Genomic DNA, 18,762 nt, shown 5'->3' with positions numbered 1-18,762 from the left:
ACTTATGTCCTATTTAATCGACTCGAACGTTGACGACGAGCTTCTTCTTCATCGATCATACGTACGCGTTGAACAACAAATTCAATATGCCCACAAGCTGCCTTACGTGCAGTCTCTGAGTCTTGACGTTCAATTGCGTCCATCACCTCAAAATGCTGGTCATGCAATTGTTCAAAATGTTGTGGTGTGGTGTAAACTTTACGTCGCCCTAACATCACGTTGTCTTGCAATAAATCAAACAAACTACGCATCATTTGGATCAGCACTAGATTGTGGGATGCTTCTGCAATCGCCAGATGAAAATTCGCATCCGCTATTGCTGCGTGGGCATCATCACCTAAAGCCTGAAAATGGCTAATCTGCTCAAAACATTGACGAATATTGATCAAATCACTGGGTGTGGCACGTTGTGCGGCATACCATGCTGTACCACCTTCAAGCACCATACGAGCTTCTTGTACATCAAAACGATATTCAGGATCCTGATCCATCAAACCGGATAATGGCTCAACGATTTGATACTGTGACCAATGTGCAGGCAACTGCTTTAAATAGGTGCCTGCACCCGCTTTGCTCTGAATAATCCCTGCGGTAATCAGTTGTTGAATCGCCTCACGTAAAGAGCTACGAGACACACCTAACTGTTCACAGAGTTGGCGTTCAGCAGGCAATCGCTCTCCGACTTGCACATTATTTTTTTCAATCAATAGACGTAAACGCTGTACCACTTTGTCGGAGACTTTCATTTTTTTCCTTGACCCGTTTACGGAATCATCCACGGGAAAACATAAGCTTGTAAGGTCACAATAATACCAATCATCACCGTAAAGATAATGCTGTGTTTTACTGTAAATCTAAATAAATCAGATTCTTTACCAACTAAACCCACTGCTGCACAAGCAATCGCGATTGATTGAGGGGAAATCATCTTACCTGTTACTCCACCACTGGTATTGGCAGCAACTAACAAGACTTCAGGCACACCGATTTGCTGTGCTGTAGTTGCTTGTAACGCTGAAAACAATGCGTTAGCTGAAGTATCTGAACCTGTAAGAAACACTCCAACCCAACCCAAGAATGGTGAGAAGAACGTGAAAGCCTGACCCGTATGTGCCAGTGCTAAAGCAAGCGTCGCTGACAGACCTGAATAGTTTGCAATGAACGCAAAAGCCAGTACCATACCAATCGAATAAATTGGGGTTTTTAGTTCATTCACGGTTTCAAAGAATGTCGAAACTGCCTCTTTAGGTTTCATGTTTAAATAAATAATCGTGATCAATGCCGCCAATATAATCGCCGTACCCGTTGCTGATAACCAATCAAACTTATAAATCGCATCATAATCTTTAATTTCAGGCACGACAGGTGGTAGCTTTTGAATCAATTGATGCAAATACGGCACTTTAATTGAAACTACTAAATCACTTAATGGGCCGTCCTTAACAAATAAATCTTTAAAAGGTTTGATGCTCCAGATCGTCACCATTGCTGTAAGTATCAGAAATGGAGACCAGGCTTTGGCTATCTGTGCCACACTATATTGTTTACGAGCTTGCTTGATAATAGTTTCATCTACCTGTATATTTTTGTCCTCAAAAAGAAAAATATGTTTTGGTTTCCAATACTTAAGCAAGATAGTTAAACTGATTAATGATGCAATTGCAGCAGTGATATCGGGTAACTCAGGCCCAACAAAATTTGATGTTAGATATTGCGCTAAAGAAAAAGATAAGCTGGCAACTAAAATAGCAGGCCAAGTTTCTTTAACCCCACGCCAACCATCCATGATTGCCATGATCCAGATCAATACAATTGGCACCATAAAGGGTAACTGACGACCAACCATTTGACTGATTTCCATGGTGTCAACACCTGAAACCTGCCCAGCGACAATGATCGGAATTCCCATTGCACCAAAAGCAACAGGTGCAGTATTAACTATCAGGCATAGCCCAGCCGCATATAAAGGCTTAAAGCCGAGTCCCACCAACAGTGCCGCAGTAATTGCGACGGGCGCACCAAAACCTGCCGCACCTTCTAAAAACGTACCAAAAGCAAACCCAACTAATAGCATTTGCAGACGTTGATCTTCTGTAATTGACAGAATAGACGAACGAATAACATCAAACTGTCCTGTTTTTACTGAAATCTTATATATAAAAACTGCACCGATAATAATCCATGCAATTGGCCACAGGCCGTAGAAGAATCCATAGACCATTGATGCTAATGCCATTCCAATTGGCATTTTGTATAAAAATAATGAGACCAGAAAGGCTAAAAAAACGGTAATTGTAGCGGCTACACTACCCTTCATGCGAAAAATAGCTAACGCTAAAAAAAAGAAAATAATTGGAACTAGCGCAATAGCACTCGAAATCCAGATATTGCCTATAGGATCATAAATTTGTTGCCACTGTTGAAGCATTGTCTACTCCTTGAAATGCTTAACTACTAGATTGAACAGTTTATTGTACTTAAACACTAAATTGGTATGACCAATTTAGTGTTTAAGAGATAAAATGTGCATTTTGTATTGGCGATATTAGTAATATTAGCCCAAAAACACAATATAAAAGATTTAATTTATTTTTTGGTATGACCAATTTTTATAATCTCTTAAAATTTTATACATTAGATTTCTTTCATAATTCACTTTTTACTCAGCTCAAAATTATGGATTCCCACAATTAAATTAAATCTTAATCCTAGTCTTTTGCCAGGGTTGCGATATCGCTCGGCAAGGATTTTGAAGGTTTTCAAAGTTCCAAATACCTGTTCAATCCCAATTCTTCTTTTATTGATTTCTTGGTTATAAAGTTTTAGCTCGAGATCTGGTTTTTAGTGCTTTTTTGCTTTTAATGGCCATAAACTATTTGGATACAATGTATAAATCCCTTGATAGCCTTTATTTGCAAGAGGCTTTGTTGCACAAACCTACCACTGAAAGCTTCTTAGGGAATATAATTTCTAAATGAAGAGGTCTGCACTCAAGATCTATCGTACAACCAGTTGATCTACCTACAATAAAGCCTTGCTCAGTCAAGGAAATATATCAATTTGGTTTGATTCAGCCATCCAATGGTCGCTCGATTGACTCAACAACTGCCGATGCAAAACTTGGATGAAAATGTACTAGCCCAACAACTTCATTCCACCAATCAAGAGCAGTTGATTGCCTATAAAGTGTCTTTATTTAGCTCTGACGTCAGTGTCGTTCAGCATGTGGTAGCAAAAACCCGAGGTGCACCAAAAGATTTAAGCCACCAAGTAGTTGGCTTTAGTACAAAGCAACAAGGTGAGGCTCAGTTATGTGTTACGTCGTGAGGATATTCAAGTGGTGGTAGCAGAGCGGATGTTCCTACGTGGATAATTGCTCAAAAAGATTTTATAATCGGTATTAATACCAATAATTTTGTCTTTATTGCTATGTATAGACTTAATCGTTTTGATTATTCGTCGAGAGCTTAAAGCCTTAGATGAAGTTTCAACCTTTTAAGTCAGCCAAATTTATCAGTGAATGATGCTACTCACTATTTAAAAACCTTAGATGCCAAAGTAATGCCTTCCAAGGTACAGTCCTTTGCCCAAAACTCTAAGCACTTAATACATAAACTGCATCAAAATCCGGAAAATGAAAAAGTATTTAGTTCATACGCCGCCCATGAATTGCGTAGTCCTTTAACCGCGATCAAAACTCATATTCAGCTTGCACAACTGATGGCAGAACAACAGGCAAGCTCGCCAAAATTGCAACAGAGCTTGCAGCAGGTACACCTTGGTATCCGCCGATGTACCCAGCTACTGGAACAGCTTCTAGCACTTTCCTCTACCGATCAAGTACTGAGTGATATCTAGTACAGTATTGAAATTGCACGGCTCCTGACTCAGGTGATTGCCGATTTACAGTCGCTTTATCCGGAAATTGAACCCAGTTTAACAATTGACTGACCGAGCCTGACCCGAATTGCCCTACCCGATTTTGAACTAGATACCGTCTTTAAAAACCTACTTAACAATGCTCTATTGCATGCACAGGCAAACACCATTTCAATTGCTATGCTGCATGTGTGCTGATCATTCATAATGATAATCAAAGGTTGAAGATATGCATACTTGGGACAGCGTTTCTGGCATAAATCTCCCTAGCAAAATGGGCATGGGCTAGACTTATATTTGATGAAAATGGTGTTAAACAAATATGGCTATCAGATTCAATTTACAGTGGCGCAACCTCAATATTTAAGCATTCACATCAGCCTCGCTGCAAGCGGATCACTTACTTATGAGAAGACAGGGCTAAATTTAAAGCTGGAATATCAACCCATGTCGTATCAGCAAAATCACGCTGCAAATACTGTTTTAAATAAGCAATGGTATCTTCAGCGATCAAGGGATCTTTGGAGTTATCTGCATGATTAAAAGCAATGGCATATAATTGAACCCCGCGGAGTTTTAACAACTCAAGACTCAGCAAGGTATGATTAATACTACCCAAACGCCCTGAAGTGACGAGAATCACCGGATAATTATGTGTCTGAATATAATCAATAGTCAGGAACTCTTCGGTTAAGGGCACCATCAGACCACCGGCACCTTCCAGCAAAATACAGTCGTAGGCCGCAGCCAGCTGTTCGGTAGCCTGATGAATCTGTTCAAAGTTAATGGCTCGCCCATCCAGCCGCGCAGCAAGATGCGGTGAAGCCGGATACGTAAAAATTTCCGGCATGGTCAGTTTTTGCTGGTCTTCCGGTAACAATCCACAACCCATAATTGCACGATGCTGTTCGATATCTTCTGATATATCGACATTTCCGGTCTGGATCAGCTTTTGGGTTATGGTACGAATGCCCTGCTCATTCCAATTTTTGGCCAGAAAACCAGTAGTAAAGGTTTTACCAATTGCGGTATCAATGCCGCTGACAAAATAAATCTGTGCGCTCATACTGTCTTCCGTGCAATGACATAAACCGGATGATAGGTCAGTGCATACTGTTTGCTTTCAGGGTCTTGGAATTGTCGATAGCCGGTATAAAAATCCTGTAAGGACGATTTTGTCCACCGAAACCCCTGTGCCGTCGCCTGTACACCAGTGGCTTTGATATGCTGTAACACCTGTTTCGGATGCTCAAAATGCAAGGTCATCTGTTCTTCTGTCTGCAGCAGAATGTCAAAGCCTAAGGATTCAAGCAGTTCACAAACCTCCGCTAAAGGCAGATAATCCAAGCCCTGTCCGGTCAGTGCCTTAATTTCCTTTAAATTATTGTCAGTATAACTGGCAAAACACAGATGCCCAGAGGGATTTAAGGCCTGCGCAATGTTGAGCAATAATGCTTTTAAATCCGAGATCCATTGCAATGCAGAACAAGACAACACCATGTCCAGAGACTGAGGCAGTGGCAAGGTTTCAATATTACCAATCTCCCACAAAAGCCGATTAGATTCCGGGAAGTGCTGCTTCACTTCGACATATAGGTCATTTAAAAATAAATGATCAAAGCTATAATGCTGCATAAAAAGCCGGGTAAACAATCCTGAACCGCAGCCAATTTCCAATACCCGTTGCAAATGTGGTTGTGCCACATGCTGCTGCATGAAATGCATCAACTCTGCAGCTACGGTACTTTGTACCAGCGCATGCTGTTCATAACTGAGATTTGCCTGAGCAAAACGCTGGGCAATCTGTTTGCTGTTCATCGCGGTAAATTCCTCAGCACCTGCAGACATGCGTCCAGCTCATCCGCAGAAATGTTCTGGTTCAGGGAAATTCTGAGTCTGGAGGTGTTGGCAGGAACCGTTGGCGGACGTACTGGCAGCACATAAAACCCCTGCTGTTGCATAATTTCAGTCGCCTGAATGGTGCGTTTTGCCTCACCAATCAGTACCGGCACAATTTGCGAGGTTGACGGACAGTGATATCCCAAGTCTTGAATGCCCTGCTGACAGCGTACAGCCAATGCTGCCAAATGTACTCGTTCTGCCTGAAGCTGCTCTACCTTCTGAAAAATAAATCTAGTCCAGGCCATACATAGTGGCGGCTGGGCGGTACTAAAAATTAAAGGTCGCATGCTATTGATCAGATAGTCACGAATCACTGGCGCACAGACCAGATAACCACCAACTGAAGCCAAAGCCTTGCCAAAGGTACCGACTAGGAAATCAATTTGATCCAATACTTGATACTGTTCTGCGCAGCCCAATCCACGTTCACCGCGCACACCAATTGCATGTGCCTCATCGACATAAAGCATGACTTTTGCAAACTGCTGTTTTAATGCCACCAAAGCAGCTAAATCTGTTTCATCCCCATCCATACTGAAAATTGATTCAGTTACCACAATGATGCGCTGGATAGATTCATCTGACTGATATTTTTCTAAAAACTGAGTCAAATGCTGCAGGTCATTATGGCGGTAACGCACATAGCCAGCTTTAGATAAACGAATCCCGTCGATAATACTGGCATGTACCAGTTTGTCAGCAATGATCATGGTTTTAGCATTACTGAGCGCAGGAAGAATCCCGATATTCATGTGATAACCACTATTAAACAGCAGTACTGAACGTCCAAAAGCCTGTGACATCTGTGCTTCAAGTTGTTCAAAATTGGGAAAGTTTCCTGTCAGTAAACGTGAAGAGCTTGAACTCATATATCGCTCAGACATCGGCGTGAGGTCAAAAAATTCTTCACGTAGCGTTAAGTTGGATGCCAGACCTAAATAGTCATTGGATGCCAGATTCAGCATCTCTTGGCCATTGAGTTGCAATCGTGGCTGGCTAGAAATATTGGACTTAAACTGGCGATATTGCCCTTGCTGTTTCAAGTCATCTAGCTGCTGCTGGAAATGGTCAAGATGGTTCATGCTACTGCCTCTATCTGCTGAATCATCTCCCGCATATGCTTTAATAAAGTTTCAAGTTGCTGTGTTGAAATTACATATGGCGGCATGACATAGACCAGACGGCCAAAAGGACGAATCCAGACGCCACGGCATACACATTCAGCCTGAAAACGCGCCAAATCAATAGTTTGATGTAGCTCAACCACGCCAATTGCGCCGAGGACACGCACATCTTTGACTTGTGCCAAGGATTTTAAATCCAGTAAATATTGTTCTAGTGTCCTTTCAATCTGTTGAATACGCGTCTGCCAGTCTTGAGCCAGTAACAGCTGGGTACTTTTTAATGCGACCGCACAGGCCAACGGATTAGCCATAAAAGTTGGGCCATGCATGAACACACCCGCTTCACCACTTGAAATCGTCTCTGCTACATGGCGAGTGGTTAAGGTCGCTGACAAGGTCATATAACCACCAGTCAATGCCTTACCGATACACATAATGTCTGGTGTGACCTGAGCGTGTTCATAAGCAAATAGTTTTCCAGTGCGGCCAAAACCGGTGGCAATTTCATCTAAAATCAGCAGTACATCGTACTTTTCACACAACAACTTAGCTTGCTTTAAATATTCTGGATGATAGAAACGCATCCCGCCTGCACCTTGCACAATCGGCTCAATGATCATGGCAGCAATCTGTTGATGCTGCTGTACCAGCAGGTGCTCAAGTGGCTGTATATCTTCGGGTTGCCATGCCCCATCAAAACGGCTTTGAGGTGCCGGAACAAATAAACGGTTCGGCAAACTCGAACCAAAAATTTGATGCATACCAGTTACAGGATCACAAACCGACATGGCATTCCAGGTGTCGCCATGATAGCCAGAGCGTGTGGTAACAAAGTTAGTTTTTTGTGGTTGCTGACGTGCATTCCAATATTGCACAGCCATTTTCAACGCCACCTCAACCGCGACCGAGCCGGAATCGGCAAAGAAAATTTTATCCAGTTCAGGCGCCGTGATCTCAAGTAGCAGTTTAGACACATCAATCGCAGGCTGATGAGTCAAACCACCAAACATGATATGTGACATCGACTCTAATTGTTTTGTTACGGCCTGATTGAGTTCAGAATGATTATAACCGTGAATTGTGCACCACCAGGACGACATGCCATCAATCAGCTGGGTACCATCTTCAAGTTCAATGACTGCACCATTTGCAGCTTTAACTTTGTAACATGGCAAGGGTTGTGTCATGGAGGTATAAGGATGCCAAATATGCTGTTGATCAAAAGCGTCCTGCACAGAATTTACCCCAATTATTAAAACTAAAACTGATCTTAGCGCGTTAAATCTGAAAATGAAACGTCAAGAGCTACCAATCTCTTTTTGCTTAAGTCAGATCGGCTAAAAATTTTAAAATTGGCTCAACGAGTAACTTGGTATCAAAAAGGATGGCATCGTGCGTGCCCTGTATTTTTACCAAATTCAGATTTTGGGTTGTTAAAAACACAGATTCTTGACTAACTTTGTAAGGAACCAACATATCATTCTCGGAAAATATAAATAACATCTTGACTGAATGATTTTTTAAGATATCCACTAGATTTAATTGCTGCAATAGATAAAGATGCTTAACCTGATAGTTTAAATCAATACTATTTAACTGTTGGTGCAGTAATTTTGCACGTTCACGCGCTGCTGCGCCAGCTAAAGTGACTAAGGTACAGAAGCGCTGCATCCCGCGTTTTGGATCAGCCAGTATGGAGGATTTAAATTGTGTATATTGTTCAACTGGCATTGCCTGTGGCCATGCTTCGTTGGCCACGAAACAGGGATTTGACATACAGCAAATCACTGGCTTGGCAATTTTCAATTGTTGCTGGATTTCATTAGCCAGCAAAAGTGCCAACTGTCCACCCAAAGACCATCCCATCAAGACATCAAAAGAACTCGCCTGCCTAACTTTTTCGGCCAAAAGACTTTCTACGTTAGGATCGAAAATATCCCATACTTTAATTTGATGCTGCTGCCGCAACTGTTCTACAAACGGGGTTAAGACCGCTGTTCCTAGCCCCCAACCCGTAATCATCAGTATCTTCATTTTGTCTGTTCCAATAAAAAAGGGACCAATTCAAGTTGAAATGATCCCTGTTTGTTACACGATTAATTAAGCAGGTTGCATCGCATCTACAGCCAATTCTTTAGCTGTTTTCTTGGCAGCTTCAGCTTTTAAGCCTAATTTAGCAAACAAGGCTTTGTCTTTACCTTCACCACTGTTCGGGGCAGTAAGCAATTTATCACCTGAAAATAATGAGTTAGCTCCAGCCATAAATGCCAGTGCCTGATCAGAGTCAGAGAGAGATTCACGACCTGCCGACAAGCGGATATAACTCTTCGGCATAATAATCCGTGCTACCGCAATAGTACGAATCCAGTCAATCACATCCAGTTTTTCAACATCGGCCAGTGGTGTGCCTTCAATAGGAACCAACATATTTATGGGCACCGAACCCGGGTGAATCGGCATAGTCGCTAGTTCAAACAACAAACCGACCCGGTCTTGTACGCCTTCGCCCAAGCCGACAATACCGCCACTACAGACATTAATTCCGGCATCACGTACATGATCAAGCGTATTTAAGCGGTCATCAAAGCTACGTGTACTGATGACATTGGCATAATATTCACGTGAGGTATCAAGGTTGTGGTTATAATAATCTAGCCCTGCATCTTTCAGACGTTCCGCTTGTGAGGCATTCAGCATTCCTAGAGTCATACAGGTTTCCATGCCCAGTTTCTTGACTTCCTGCACCAGTTCCAGCACATACGGCATATCGCGTTCATGCGGATTACGCCATGCTGCGCCCATGCAGAAACGGGTCGAACCGGAAGCTTTGGCCTGTTTGGCTTCAGCAATCGCCTTTTGTACTTCTACGCGTTTTTCAATTTCCAGATCAGTATCGTAATGTGCAGATTGCGAACAGTATTTACAATCTTCCGGACAACGGCCCGTTTTAATTGAAAGCAGAGTACTGACCTGAACAGTATTCGGTTCAAAGTTTTGGCGATGAATTTGCTGTGCCTGAAACAGTAAATCCATTAAAGGCAAGTCATAAATTTCTTGTATTTCGGCACGTGACCAATCATTACGGATCATCTTGTCTGCATCATCTAAAATTCCATTGAGTAAATCATACGCTGTTTTTTTTATTTTTCTTTAACGTTTTCTTTCATATTCATTGCCTGCTTAAAATAGCTTTAGTGTATCAAGCTATTTTTGAAAGCTTATTTAACCCGAATCCTGCTTAAGCCGATGATTCCTTAATTTGAATTGTTGGCTTATTTCGATGGGTTAATTGATATGCACATAGTGAGGCGTAAATTCCACGCAGAAATCCATGAAGACTACGTGCTTTACTCGTCACTAAATTGTATTGCCCCTTCAATAAGCCGAATAATATTTCTATTTTATTGCGTTGTCTTAAGTGATATTTATCTGATGCACAGAGTTGAATAGCCTGCATATTCTTCCGATGATAAGTAATTAAATCAATACCTTGATCTTTCAATCTAATTTTTAATTCTTGGCTGATGTAACCTCGATCCCCGTAAAGTTTTGCTTCTATACCAGCAACCAATTGCTCAACCATTTTTATATTAGCAACATGTCCATTCGATAAAGCAGAACAGGCAATTTCACCAAATTGATTCATCGCAATACGTAATTTACAGCCATAAAACCAGCCCATTGAGCTTCTACCATGTGATGCAATTTGGATTAATGATTTATGACGCTAAATACGTTGATTTTTACAAATTGGCAGAGTTGTTGAATCAATCCATAAATATTGTGTACCTTGGCCTTTCATCAGTGCCACATGTAAAGCATGTAGAGCTAATTCATGCATACCCAATTGGCTCAAGCCAATGTGAAAGCCCAGCAAGCGGCAAAAAAACCGAATGTTTTTGCTTTTGGCGAATATAGTCTGGATCAAAATGAAAACTGGATTGTCGGAGTTGCCGCACGCTATAACCTGTTTTCCGGGATCGATAAAAACAAGAATATTCAGGCTGCCGAACTCAAACGCTCTGCTACAGAATTACTCACTGCACGCACCCAGCAAGAAATTGAAAATCTGATTTATAAATCTTATAGCGAAGCACTCAGTGCACAGCAAAGTGATGCACTTCTGGCACAAAACTTGAAAGCCGCACAGGAAAATTTACGCATCCAAGAATTGTCTTTTAAAGAAGATATGGGCACCGCCACACAGGTCATCGATGCACAAAATATGCTGAGCGGACTACGAGCTGAAACTGCCTTGAATGCCTACAAATATGTGATGTCACTGGCCACCCTATTACAAAGCCATGGCTCGATTACAGAATTTCTGAACTACATTCAACATACCAATACCCACTATAGATGCTAAAACTCTTCAAATACGAGCAGTTCAGCTCACAACGAATAATGTGAGTGATTCACGAATCCTTGGGGAGTTACTTGATCAAATTCCGTTGGATGAACAGATTGATTCAGTTTATACAGACGAGGCTTATAACACCAAGCAATGCCGTCAAGTCATTGCAGACCGGTAAGCATATGCGGTAGTTCCCTCCAGAAAAAATGCAAAGCCTTAGAAAACTACAAAAGTTCATTCGCAAGAGCGAGATGAATTACTTCGAACCGTTAAATGTTTAGGCAGGACACTATGGAAGAAATGGTCAGGCTATCATCGGCGAAGTTTGGTCAAAACCAAAATGTATTGCATTAAATTATTAGGCGATAAATTAACGGAATTAGGTCGACCTCATACCCAAGTTGTCACTTGAATTCGAGTAACTTAGAAAAGATCTATCTCTGAAGCCTTTATGCAACAAAGTCACTCCAGATTGAGGATTTGAAAATTTATAGTGCAGTATATAAACAAATTGGTTCAGGAGCACAAAAGTAAGGTAATAACATCTTTTTTTAACAGTGATATTTTATTGTTCCCTACTTCTTACATTAAACTTTTATTTGTAGATTTACCTATCATTAACTCATTTTTCATTTGGATTTCCTATTATATTGAGATTGCTTTAAGAGATATTAAACAATAAAATTAGTGATAATTATTATCATTTACATTAACTAAAATGTCTTCTACCGTTCCTTCATCATTTAAACTATCTTTACTCAGTTTTTCGATTTTAGTTACACAACAAAGTTTTGCCGATGATACTCAGCAATTACCGACGATTACCGTTACAGCGGAATCAGAACAGAGTGAGCTCAGCTCTGAACAGAGTAAAGCCTATATCATCCAAAACTCGTCAACCGCCTCAAAACTGAATATTCCACTCAAGGAAACGCCGCAAACAGTCAATGTCCTTACCCGCCAGCAACTGGATGACTTTGCCTTGGATAATACCCGGGACGTACTGCGCAATACCCCTGGCATTATCGTCAGCAATCAGGAAACGGAACGGACCTCCTACCTTGCCCGAGGTTTCGAGATTTCAAATGTTTTAGTCGATGGCGTTGGTATTCCACTCGAAGGCTATAATTATAATAATGATAATCCAGACAGTTTTTTGTTTGACCGTATCGAAGTGGTGAAAGGCGCGAATGCCTTAAATAATGGAATTGGCGATCCCGGCGCAACTATTAATATGATTCGCAAACGCCCGACATCCGACCTTCAAACAGCCTTTAATGCCAGTTATGGCTCATGGAATACGCAGCGCTATGAAGCAGATATATCCTCTCCTCTCACCCAGGATGGAAAAGTCAGAGGTCGTGTATTTGGCTATCAACAAACAGGCGACAGTTATCTGGATCGTTATGAACTGGAAAAAAACGGCATAGGTGCTGTTGTGGAGGCAGATATTACTGACACAACTCTATTGACTGCTGGCTATACCGAAACCAATCACAAGCCGAATGGTGTCAATTGGGGTTCTAATCCACTGATCAATACTGAAGGCGAGCAGCTCAGTTACTCACGGAATTATAATTACAGTCCAAGCTGGGCCCACTGGGATAGCAATATTAAAAGTTACTTTGCCGAGCTTGAACAAAAACTGGGTGGCGACTGGACAGCCAAACTGACCTATGATGAAAAACGTACACAACGCGATTCAAAGCTCTTGTTTCTGTCCGGCAAACCTGGCGCAAATGGCACTTCAGGCATCTTCCTCTACCCAGGCATGTATATTGATGACAATAAAGAACAACAAGCCAGCCTGAGTTTTAGCGGCACCTATCCGCTTTGGGGACAACGCCATGAAGCCTCATTGGGCTATGTCTGGGCCAAAAATCGTCTGGATGAATTGGGTTATGCTGGCAGCTTTGTCAATCCGCTGACCACAGATTTAGCCAGCTTTACACCCGAAGAACCAAGCTGGGATATGTCGAAAACCAGTGGTGAAATGCATATCCGGCAGAAGAACCAGAGCCTTTATGCTGCGACCCGACTGCATCTGAATGATGATCTGAAACTGCTTTTAGGTGCGAACTACGTTCAGGCTGAAAGCAGTGGTAGCAGTTATGGGACCGACACCATTTATGATGAAGATAAAGTTTTACCCTATGCCGGTCTGACCTATAACTTTAGCCCTGAATATACAGGTTACCTGAGTTATACCTCGATTTTCCGTCCGCAAACCACCAAAGCAGATGATGGCAGCATTAACAAACCGATCGAAGGTGAAAGCTATGAAGTCGGAGTCAAAGGTTCTTGGCTAGATGACAAGCTTACCGCCACCATGGCTGTGTTCAGAACGGAGCAAAGTAATTATCCGCTTCGTGATTCTGATGGTATCCCGACTTTACGCACAACTCAGGTCAGTGACCTGCGTTCCCAAGGCTACGAGTTCGGCTTGGCGGGACAACTGAGCGACCATTTAAACTTAAGCTTTGGTTATACCCAGTTTAGCCTGAAAGATCTGATCAATGGCGGTGATGCGCGTACCTTCAATCCAACCCAGTCTTTTAATCTTTTAACTACCTATCAGGTGCCGCAACTTCCAAAACTGAAACTGGGCCTTGGTGTGCAGTGGCAAGATCAGACCTATCTAGATGTGCCTGAAGCAACCGCCAATGGAGTGATTACCCAGAAAGCTGGAATCATTGAGCAGAATGCTTATGCGCTCGTGAACTTAATGGCCAGCTATGAGCTGAATGAGCATATGACCTTGCAAGCCAATGGTAATAACCTGACCAATGAAAAATATCTGTTCAATTTCCCGAATCAGCAAGGTTTTTATGGTGCACCAGCAAATTACAGCGTTGCTGTGAAATTTAAATACTGATTTTCAAACTTAGCCTTGACGACATGTTCAGGGCTAAATCATCACTACATACACAAAAACAGGTAAAACAAATGAAAAAAATGATCGCTCTGACCCTCGGACTGTCTATGACACTTTCAGCTCAGGCGCATATGCTTTGGCTGGAACGTGATACAGATAAGCAGACTCATGCGTTCTTTGGTGAATATAGTGAACAGCTTAAAGAAACGCAGCAAGGTGCCTTGAAGTCTTTTAATCAAGCAAAGGCCATTCAGGCCAAAAAAACATTTAGTCCTCAAATGCAACAGGATCATTTGGTCTATGCGACCCAAGGCCAGACCGATGTCCAACTTAGTCATGAACTGATCTATGGCGAATCATTGCTGAGCTATCATGCCAAAGCAGGTAGACAGAACCTGCAAGCTGAGTCCGAACTGGATATTGTCCCTACCCAAATCAACAGCCATACATTCACGGTGCTGTATCAGGGTAAACCTGCTGTGGATACTGAAGTCACAGTCTTCTCCCCGCAATTTTGGCTAAAAAAATACACCACCAACGGCCAAGGCCAGATTACGATCGCCACGCCATGGAAAGGTCAATATGTTATTGAAGTCGGCAAAGAAGCAGACAAGGCAGGAAAATTGAATCAGCAGGCCTATAAAAAACAGTATCTGGTCACGACTTTAAGTTTTGTTTATTAAGTTTTTAGATTTTCATCAGTATAGATTTATTCAAGGCCAAATATGATGTCTGTTGTAGTGCAGCCACTTGCCATTCTCTATCGCTTAGGCATGACCTTTGGCATTGGCTACTTGTGCAGTTATTTAATCGCACTCGATCTGGCTTACTTTTTACAAGCTTATTTGCCTAAAGCTGAGTCTGTCTATTTGGCTGCATTTACTGCCCTGATTTTTTATGTTTGTTTTGTGATTGGAATCTTCTGTATCCAAAGTTTAAAAAAGCTTTCTATCTATAGCCTGATTCCTTTACTTATTTTATTTCTCTTCTCCCGCTTCATAGGTTAAACCATGCATAAATCTGTCCGTCAATCCATGGCATGTTTACATTCATGGCTGGGTTTAAGCTTTGGCTGGTTACTCTTTGCGATCTTTTTAACAGGCGCGGTCACCTATTACCGACATGAAATCAGTCTATGGATGCAGCCTGAATTTGCCACAATGCAAGTCAATCAGGAAACTGCCTTAAAATCTGCTTACAGCTATTTACAGCAGCATGCACCGGACGCCCAAAACTGGTATATCGGAGTCGCCAATCAAGACTCACCGGTGAATAAAGTCTACTGGCAAAAAGCGGATGGTGGCTATGAAGTCAAAACCCTGGATGCTTCGACAGGAAAAGAATTAAACCTCTCGGCCACCCAAGGGGGAGATTTTTTCTATAATTTTCATTTTCAGCTCTATGGTATGCCCTACACCATTGGTCGGCTGATTGTGACGATTGCTGCCTTTATCATGTTATTGACTCTGATTTCAGGAATCATTACCCATAAAAAAATCCTGACAGACTTTTTTACCTTAAGAGCCTTTAAAGGACAGCGCTCTTATCTGGATTTTCATAATGTCAGTTCAGTGATTGCTCTGCCGTTCTTTTTGACCATGACATTTACCGGGTTGGCGATTTTCTTTTATATCGTGCTGCCTTCCGGTATGAAAAAACTTTATCCAGACAATCCCTTTCAATATTTTGAAGAAATTCGCACAATCAATACATCAGCCACCCCCTCAGTTCCTGTGAAAACCCAGATGCTGCCAATTCAACATTTTATCACCACGGCACAGCAACACTGGGGATATGCGGAATTTGACAATATCACGGTCAAGCAGCCCAATACCCAGCTGGCACAAATAACATTAACCCAACTCCAAGATCATTCCATTACCCGAAATCAGGCACAGCTTATTTTAAATGCAGCTACCGGAAAACTGCTTGAAAGTACACGCAATGAAAGTGCAATTGCCACACTCAATGCCGGCATGTATGGTTTGCATATGGCACGTTTTGCTGAACCTGCTTTACGTTTAGGATTGTTTTTCTCTGGCATATTGGGCTGCACCATGATTGCCTCCGGTCTGCTGCTGTGGAGTCTGAAACGCCAGATGCAGAAAAAATCAGTGCGGTTTCATCTCGGACATTATTTGGTGAACCGCTTGAATATCACCATGATACTTGGCTTGCCGATTGCCATGCTGGCTTATCTCTATGCGAATCGTTTTATCAGCATCCCTGTAGGTGCACCAAATTATGAGATTTATAGTTTTTTCAGTATTTGGCTCGGCAGTTTCATTCTGGCATGTTTAACACCGCAGCAATATTTATGGAAAATTCAGCTTAAAATCCTGATTGGTACTGCTTTTATGCTGCCGCTGATCAATATTTATTATCTCATTTTCCATGATTATATTGATTCTTTTACAACTTACTGGCCATTTCTGCGAATCGATCTGATGTTGTGGAGCTTGGCACTGCTTGCCCTCTTTTTACACCAGAAAATTACGCCCATTCAGCAAAAGGCGGTCAATAAAATTCAGGCCAAACTAAAATCTGCGCAGCAGGAGTCTTCCACATGATATGGATCGCAGTAACCGTTCTTTTATGGCTAAGCTGTTTTGGTTTTTATGCGGTGAGTGAAAAGCAGATCGTAAAAACCCGAAAATCTCGGTACGCTTTTTTAGCGAATTTTCCTACGTACACTAAGTTCGCTGCAGGTATTTTCTTATTCGTCGTAATGGTTTTATTACGGACCCGGTTTAGCTCCAGTATTAGCTTTGTGGCTCTATGGGTATTTCTAAGCCCTGTACTTTTTATCTTTATCTTAAAAATGAATAAAGCATTTTAGTATTTATTTAAAATCAGAAAGTAGTAAACAGCCTAGTGCGCTACTTACATGCCCTCTATTGAACCAATCTACCCAGTATCTGCTAAACCTTGGCAACCTACTTTTAAATATTTCAGATTCATTATTTTGGCTAGAATCAGAAATTTAAATTGGTAGGTATTTGGTAGGTAGGATTCTTTTTAACTTCATCCAATACTTATATTACGGTGAGGGTCACCGATAAAATAATCAATTAATGGTAGAAGGAATCACGCCATGGCTTTTAAAAATATTTCAGATCAAACTAACGGTTTTTATATTCCCTGTGTTTCACTTTTTGGTCCGGGCTGTGCTAAAGAAATCGGGATAAAAGCACAAAATTTAGGTGCCAAGAAAGCGCTGATTGTAACTGATGCGGGGCTGTTTAAATTTGGTGTTGCAGATGATATTGCAAATTATTTGAAAGAGGCGGGTGTTGACAGTTATATTTTCCCAGGCGCGGAACCCAATCCAACTGATATTAACGTGCATCATGGAGTTACAGCTTATAATGAAAATGCCTGTGATTTTATTGTATCGTTAGGTGGGGGTTCCTCACATGACTGTGCCAAAGGCATTGGTCTAGTCACTGCAGGTGGCGGACATATCCGTGATTATGAAGGGATTGATAAAAGTACCGTCCCGATGACACCACTGATTGCAATCAATACTACGGCAGGGACAGCTTCGGAGATGACACGTTTCTGTATCATTACCAATACCGATACCCATGTGAAAATGGCGATTGTAGATTGGCGTTGTACACCACTCATTGCGATTGATGACCCTAAACTTATGTTGGCCAAACCTGCAGGGCTGACTGCGGCAACAGGTATGGATGCCTTGACGCATGCAGTAGAAGCTTATGTGTCTACGGCAGCAAATCCAATCACTGATGCCTGTGCAGAAAAGGCGATTACCATGATCAGCGAATGGCTTAGCCTGGCAGTGGCGAATGGGGATAATCTGGAAGCACGGGATGCCATGAGCTATGCCCAATATCTTGCCGGAATGGCCTTTAACAACGCCTCTTTAGGATATGTGCATGCGATGGCACATCAGCTCGGAGGCTTCTACAACTTGCCGCATGGTGTTTGTAATGCAATTCTGCTCCCCCATGTTTGTGAATTTAACCTGATTGCTTGTCCTGAACGTTATGCCAAAATTGCCCAATTGATGGGGGTGAATACAGAAGGCTTAACCGTAACTGAAGCAGCTTATGAAGCGATTGGCGCCATTCGTCAGCTTTCGGCTTCAATTGGTATTCCATCTGGGCTGACGGAATTGAATGTAAAAGAAGCTGACTTGGCCATCATGGCGGAAAATGCACAAAAAGATGCCTGCATGTTGACCAATCCACGTAAAGCCAACCATGCCCAAGTGGTAGATATTTTTAAAGCGGCGATGTAGTACCTCAATGTAAGTATTCTCTCCAAGTATCTGACTTACATTTTTAACAGCCCCTGTTTCACTTCCTGAGGAAGTGTGCCAAGAGCAGACATGCATTTTCCTGTTCCTGGCTGATCCTTTTGCCTTCATAAGAGGATAAAAGCGGGGGGTGTTTCTTTTTTATGAAGTCCCCTTCATTATTAATATCGACATTAATCCCATGGTAGAAAAATGCCACTATTTTTTTAGCCCGTTCTAGCCATAAATAAAATTTCATAGCGTATTATCTTACGATTATATTTGATCCCTGAGGAATAAACTGCGCGTCCTTCAAATGACATGAAGGTGAGCGTAGCTGATATCAAGCAGCTAGGCAAACGGC

At 41.9% G+C, this 18,762-nt stretch carries 17 protein-coding genes and 3 pseudogenes; 10 read left to right on the top strand and 10 right to left on the bottom strand.

The genetic code is table 11. From position 1 onward, the window contains the following. Positions 1-2: 2 nt before the first annotated feature. The 3 genes from lldR to AC1IR0_RS13480 all read right to left on the bottom strand — a co-directional run bounded on the left by lldR (position 3) and on the right by AC1IR0_RS13480 (position 2,805). Positions 3-746, bottom strand: coding sequence for a transcriptional regulator LldR (gene lldR / locus AC1IR0_RS13490; protein ID WP_004282146.1), 744 nt, complete (start codon positions 744-746; stop codon positions 3-5). Positions 747-763: 17 nt separating this feature from the next. Next, positions 764-2,428, bottom strand: a complete 1,665-nt coding sequence (lldP, locus tag AC1IR0_RS13485) for an L-lactate permease (RefSeq protein ID WP_004282148.1) — start codon at positions 2,426-2,428, stop codon at positions 764-766. Positions 2,429-2,652: 224 nt separating this feature from the next. Continuing rightward, positions 2,653-2,805 (bottom strand): hypothetical protein, encoded by a 153-nt coding sequence (locus tag AC1IR0_RS13480; protein WP_373886141.1) that lies wholly within the window; start codon positions 2,803-2,805, stop codon positions 2,653-2,655. A gap of 288 nt (positions 2,806-3,093) precedes the next feature. Here AC1IR0_RS13480 and AC1IR0_RS13475 point away from each other — a divergent pair, with 288 nt between their 5' ends. Together AC1IR0_RS13475 and AC1IR0_RS13470 are read left to right on the top strand one after the other, a co-directional pair. Next, positions 3,094-3,327: a hypothetical protein gene (locus tag AC1IR0_RS13475; protein WP_479741481.1), complete on the top strand. Its 234-nt coding sequence runs from the start codon at positions 3,094-3,096 to the stop codon at positions 3,325-3,327. Between the two features lie 189 nt (positions 3,328-3,516). After that, positions 3,517-3,858, top strand: a complete 342-nt coding sequence (locus AC1IR0_RS13470) for a histidine kinase dimerization/phospho-acceptor domain-containing protein (RefSeq protein ID WP_004282152.1) — start codon at positions 3,517-3,519, stop codon at positions 3,856-3,858. A 421-nt stretch (positions 3,859-4,279) separates the two neighbouring features. Here AC1IR0_RS13470 and bioD read toward each other — a convergent pair whose 3' ends face one another. The 7 genes and pseudogenes from bioD to AC1IR0_RS13435 form a co-directional block, all read right to left on the bottom strand. Then, a complete protein-coding gene (gene bioD / locus AC1IR0_RS13465; protein WP_004282154.1) occupies positions 4,280-4,945 on the bottom strand; it encodes a dethiobiotin synthase in 666 nt (221 codons plus the stop codon). Then, positions 4,942-5,727 (bottom strand): malonyl-ACP O-methyltransferase BioC, encoded by a 786-nt coding sequence (gene bioC / locus AC1IR0_RS13460; RefSeq protein ID WP_479741480.1) that lies wholly within the window; start codon positions 5,725-5,727, stop codon positions 4,942-4,944. Before bioC ends, bioD begins: the two co-directional genes overlap by 4 nt. Then, positions 5,694-6,863, bottom strand: coding sequence for an 8-amino-7-oxononanoate synthase (locus tag AC1IR0_RS13455; RefSeq protein ID WP_004647805.1), 1,170 nt, complete (start codon positions 6,861-6,863; stop codon positions 5,694-5,696). The genes bioC and AC1IR0_RS13455 overlap by 34 nt, the downstream gene beginning before the upstream one ends. Continuing rightward, a complete protein-coding gene (gene bioA / locus AC1IR0_RS13450) occupies positions 6,860-8,140 on the bottom strand; it encodes an adenosylmethionine--8-amino-7-oxononanoate transaminase (protein WP_253145822.1) in 1,281 nt (426 codons plus the stop codon). The genes AC1IR0_RS13455 and bioA overlap by 4 nt, the downstream gene beginning before the upstream one ends. Positions 8,141-8,228: 88 nt before the next feature. After that, entirely contained in the window at positions 8,229-8,939 is a 711-nt protein-coding gene (locus tag AC1IR0_RS13445) for an alpha/beta hydrolase family protein (protein ID WP_479741478.1), read from the bottom strand. A gap of 66 nt (positions 8,940-9,005) precedes the next feature. Continuing rightward, positions 9,006-9,995, bottom strand: a complete 990-nt coding sequence (gene bioB, locus AC1IR0_RS13440; RefSeq protein ID WP_005093784.1) for a biotin synthase BioB — start codon at positions 9,993-9,995, stop codon at positions 9,006-9,008. A gap of 148 nt (positions 9,996-10,143) precedes the next feature. Next, a pseudogene (locus AC1IR0_RS13435) lies at positions 10,144-10,752 on the bottom strand (IS982 family transposase); the annotation flags it as partial. On the opposite strand from AC1IR0_RS13435, the pseudogene AC1IR0_RS13430 reads away from it, so the two are divergent. The 8 genes and pseudogenes from AC1IR0_RS13430 to mdh all read left to right on the top strand — a co-directional run. Next, a pseudogene (locus AC1IR0_RS13430) lies at positions 10,741-11,271 on the top strand (TolC family protein); the annotation flags it as partial. The pseudogenes AC1IR0_RS13435 and AC1IR0_RS13430 sit on opposite strands and share 12 nt — an antisense overlap. Next, positions 11,261-11,671, top strand: a pseudogene (locus tag AC1IR0_RS13425) (transposase); the annotation flags it as partial. The pseudogenes AC1IR0_RS13430 and AC1IR0_RS13425, both read left to right, overlap by 11 nt. Positions 11,672-11,977: 306 nt before the next feature. Further along, the gene (locus AC1IR0_RS13420) at positions 11,978-14,134 is read left to right on the top strand and encodes a TonB-dependent siderophore receptor (RefSeq protein ID WP_479741477.1); all 2,157 of its coding nucleotides are present in this window, start codon (positions 11,978-11,980) and stop codon (positions 14,132-14,134) included. Positions 14,135-14,205: 71 nt separating this feature from the next. After that, entirely contained in the window at positions 14,206-14,817 is a 612-nt protein-coding gene (locus tag AC1IR0_RS13415) for a hypothetical protein (RefSeq protein ID WP_479741475.1), read from the top strand. 42 nt (positions 14,818-14,859) lie between these two features. Then, positions 14,860-15,141 carry a hypothetical protein gene (locus AC1IR0_RS13410; protein ID WP_071321188.1) on the top strand — a complete coding sequence of 94 codons (282 nt, stop codon included), beginning with the start codon at positions 14,860-14,862 and terminating at the stop codon, positions 15,139-15,141. A gap of 3 nt (positions 15,142-15,144) precedes the next feature. Beyond that, on the top strand, positions 15,145-16,704 hold the full coding sequence (locus tag AC1IR0_RS13405) for a PepSY-associated TM helix domain-containing protein (RefSeq protein WP_479741473.1): 1,560 nt from the start codon (positions 15,145-15,147) through the stop codon (positions 16,702-16,704). Then, positions 16,701-16,973: a hypothetical protein gene (locus tag AC1IR0_RS13400; RefSeq protein ID WP_479741472.1), complete on the top strand. Its 273-nt coding sequence runs from the start codon at positions 16,701-16,703 to the stop codon at positions 16,971-16,973. Before AC1IR0_RS13405 ends, AC1IR0_RS13400 begins: the two co-directional genes overlap by 4 nt. A gap of 255 nt (positions 16,974-17,228) precedes the next feature. Beyond that, entirely contained in the window at positions 17,229-18,401 is a 1,173-nt protein-coding gene (gene mdh / locus AC1IR0_RS13395; protein WP_086044961.1) for an iron-dependent methanol dehydrogenase, read from the top strand. Positions 18,402-18,762: the final 361 nt, after the last annotated feature.

Source organism: Acinetobacter sp. 129952 (assembly GCF_056642055.1).
Note: the sequence above shows the minus strand (reverse complement) of the source record. Positions and strands in the feature narration are given on the sequence as shown.

Coding starts and splice junctions, on each gene's coding strand:
- bioC (WP_479741480.1), bottom strand. CDS start 5,727: ATGTCTGCAGGTGCTGAGGAATTTACCGCGATGAACAGCAAACAGATT.
- AC1IR0_RS13420 (WP_479741477.1), top strand. CDS start 11,978: ATGTCTTCTACCGTTCCTTCATCATTTAAACTATCTTTACTCAGTTTT.
- lldP (WP_004282148.1), bottom strand. CDS start 2,428: ATGCTTCAACAGTGGCAACAAATTTATGATCCTATAGGCAATATCTGG.
- AC1IR0_RS13410 (WP_071321188.1), top strand. CDS start 14,860: ATGATGTCTGTTGTAGTGCAGCCACTTGCCATTCTCTATCGCTTAGGC.
- AC1IR0_RS13400 (WP_479741472.1), top strand. CDS start 16,701: ATGATATGGATCGCAGTAACCGTTCTTTTATGGCTAAGCTGTTTTGGT.
- mdh (WP_086044961.1), top strand. CDS start 17,229: ATGGCTTTTAAAAATATTTCAGATCAAACTAACGGTTTTTATATTCCC.
- lldR (WP_004282146.1), bottom strand. CDS start 746: ATGAAAGTCTCCGACAAAGTGGTACAGCGTTTACGTCTATTGATTGAA.
- AC1IR0_RS13455 (WP_004647805.1), bottom strand. CDS start 6,863: ATGAACCATCTTGACCATTTCCAGCAGCAGCTAGATGACTTGAAACAG.
- AC1IR0_RS13445 (WP_479741478.1), bottom strand. CDS start 8,939: ATGAAGATACTGATGATTACGGGTTGGGGGCTAGGAACAGCGGTCTTA.
- AC1IR0_RS13405 (WP_479741473.1), top strand. CDS start 15,145: ATGCATAAATCTGTCCGTCAATCCATGGCATGTTTACATTCATGGCTG.
- bioD (WP_004282154.1), bottom strand. CDS start 4,945: ATGAGCGCACAGATTTATTTTGTCAGCGGCATTGATACCGCAATTGGT.
- AC1IR0_RS13415 (WP_479741475.1), top strand. CDS start 14,206: ATGAAAAAAATGATCGCTCTGACCCTCGGACTGTCTATGACACTTTCA.
- bioB (WP_005093784.1), bottom strand. CDS start 9,995: ATGATCCGTAATGATTGGTCACGTGCCGAAATACAAGAAATTTATGAC.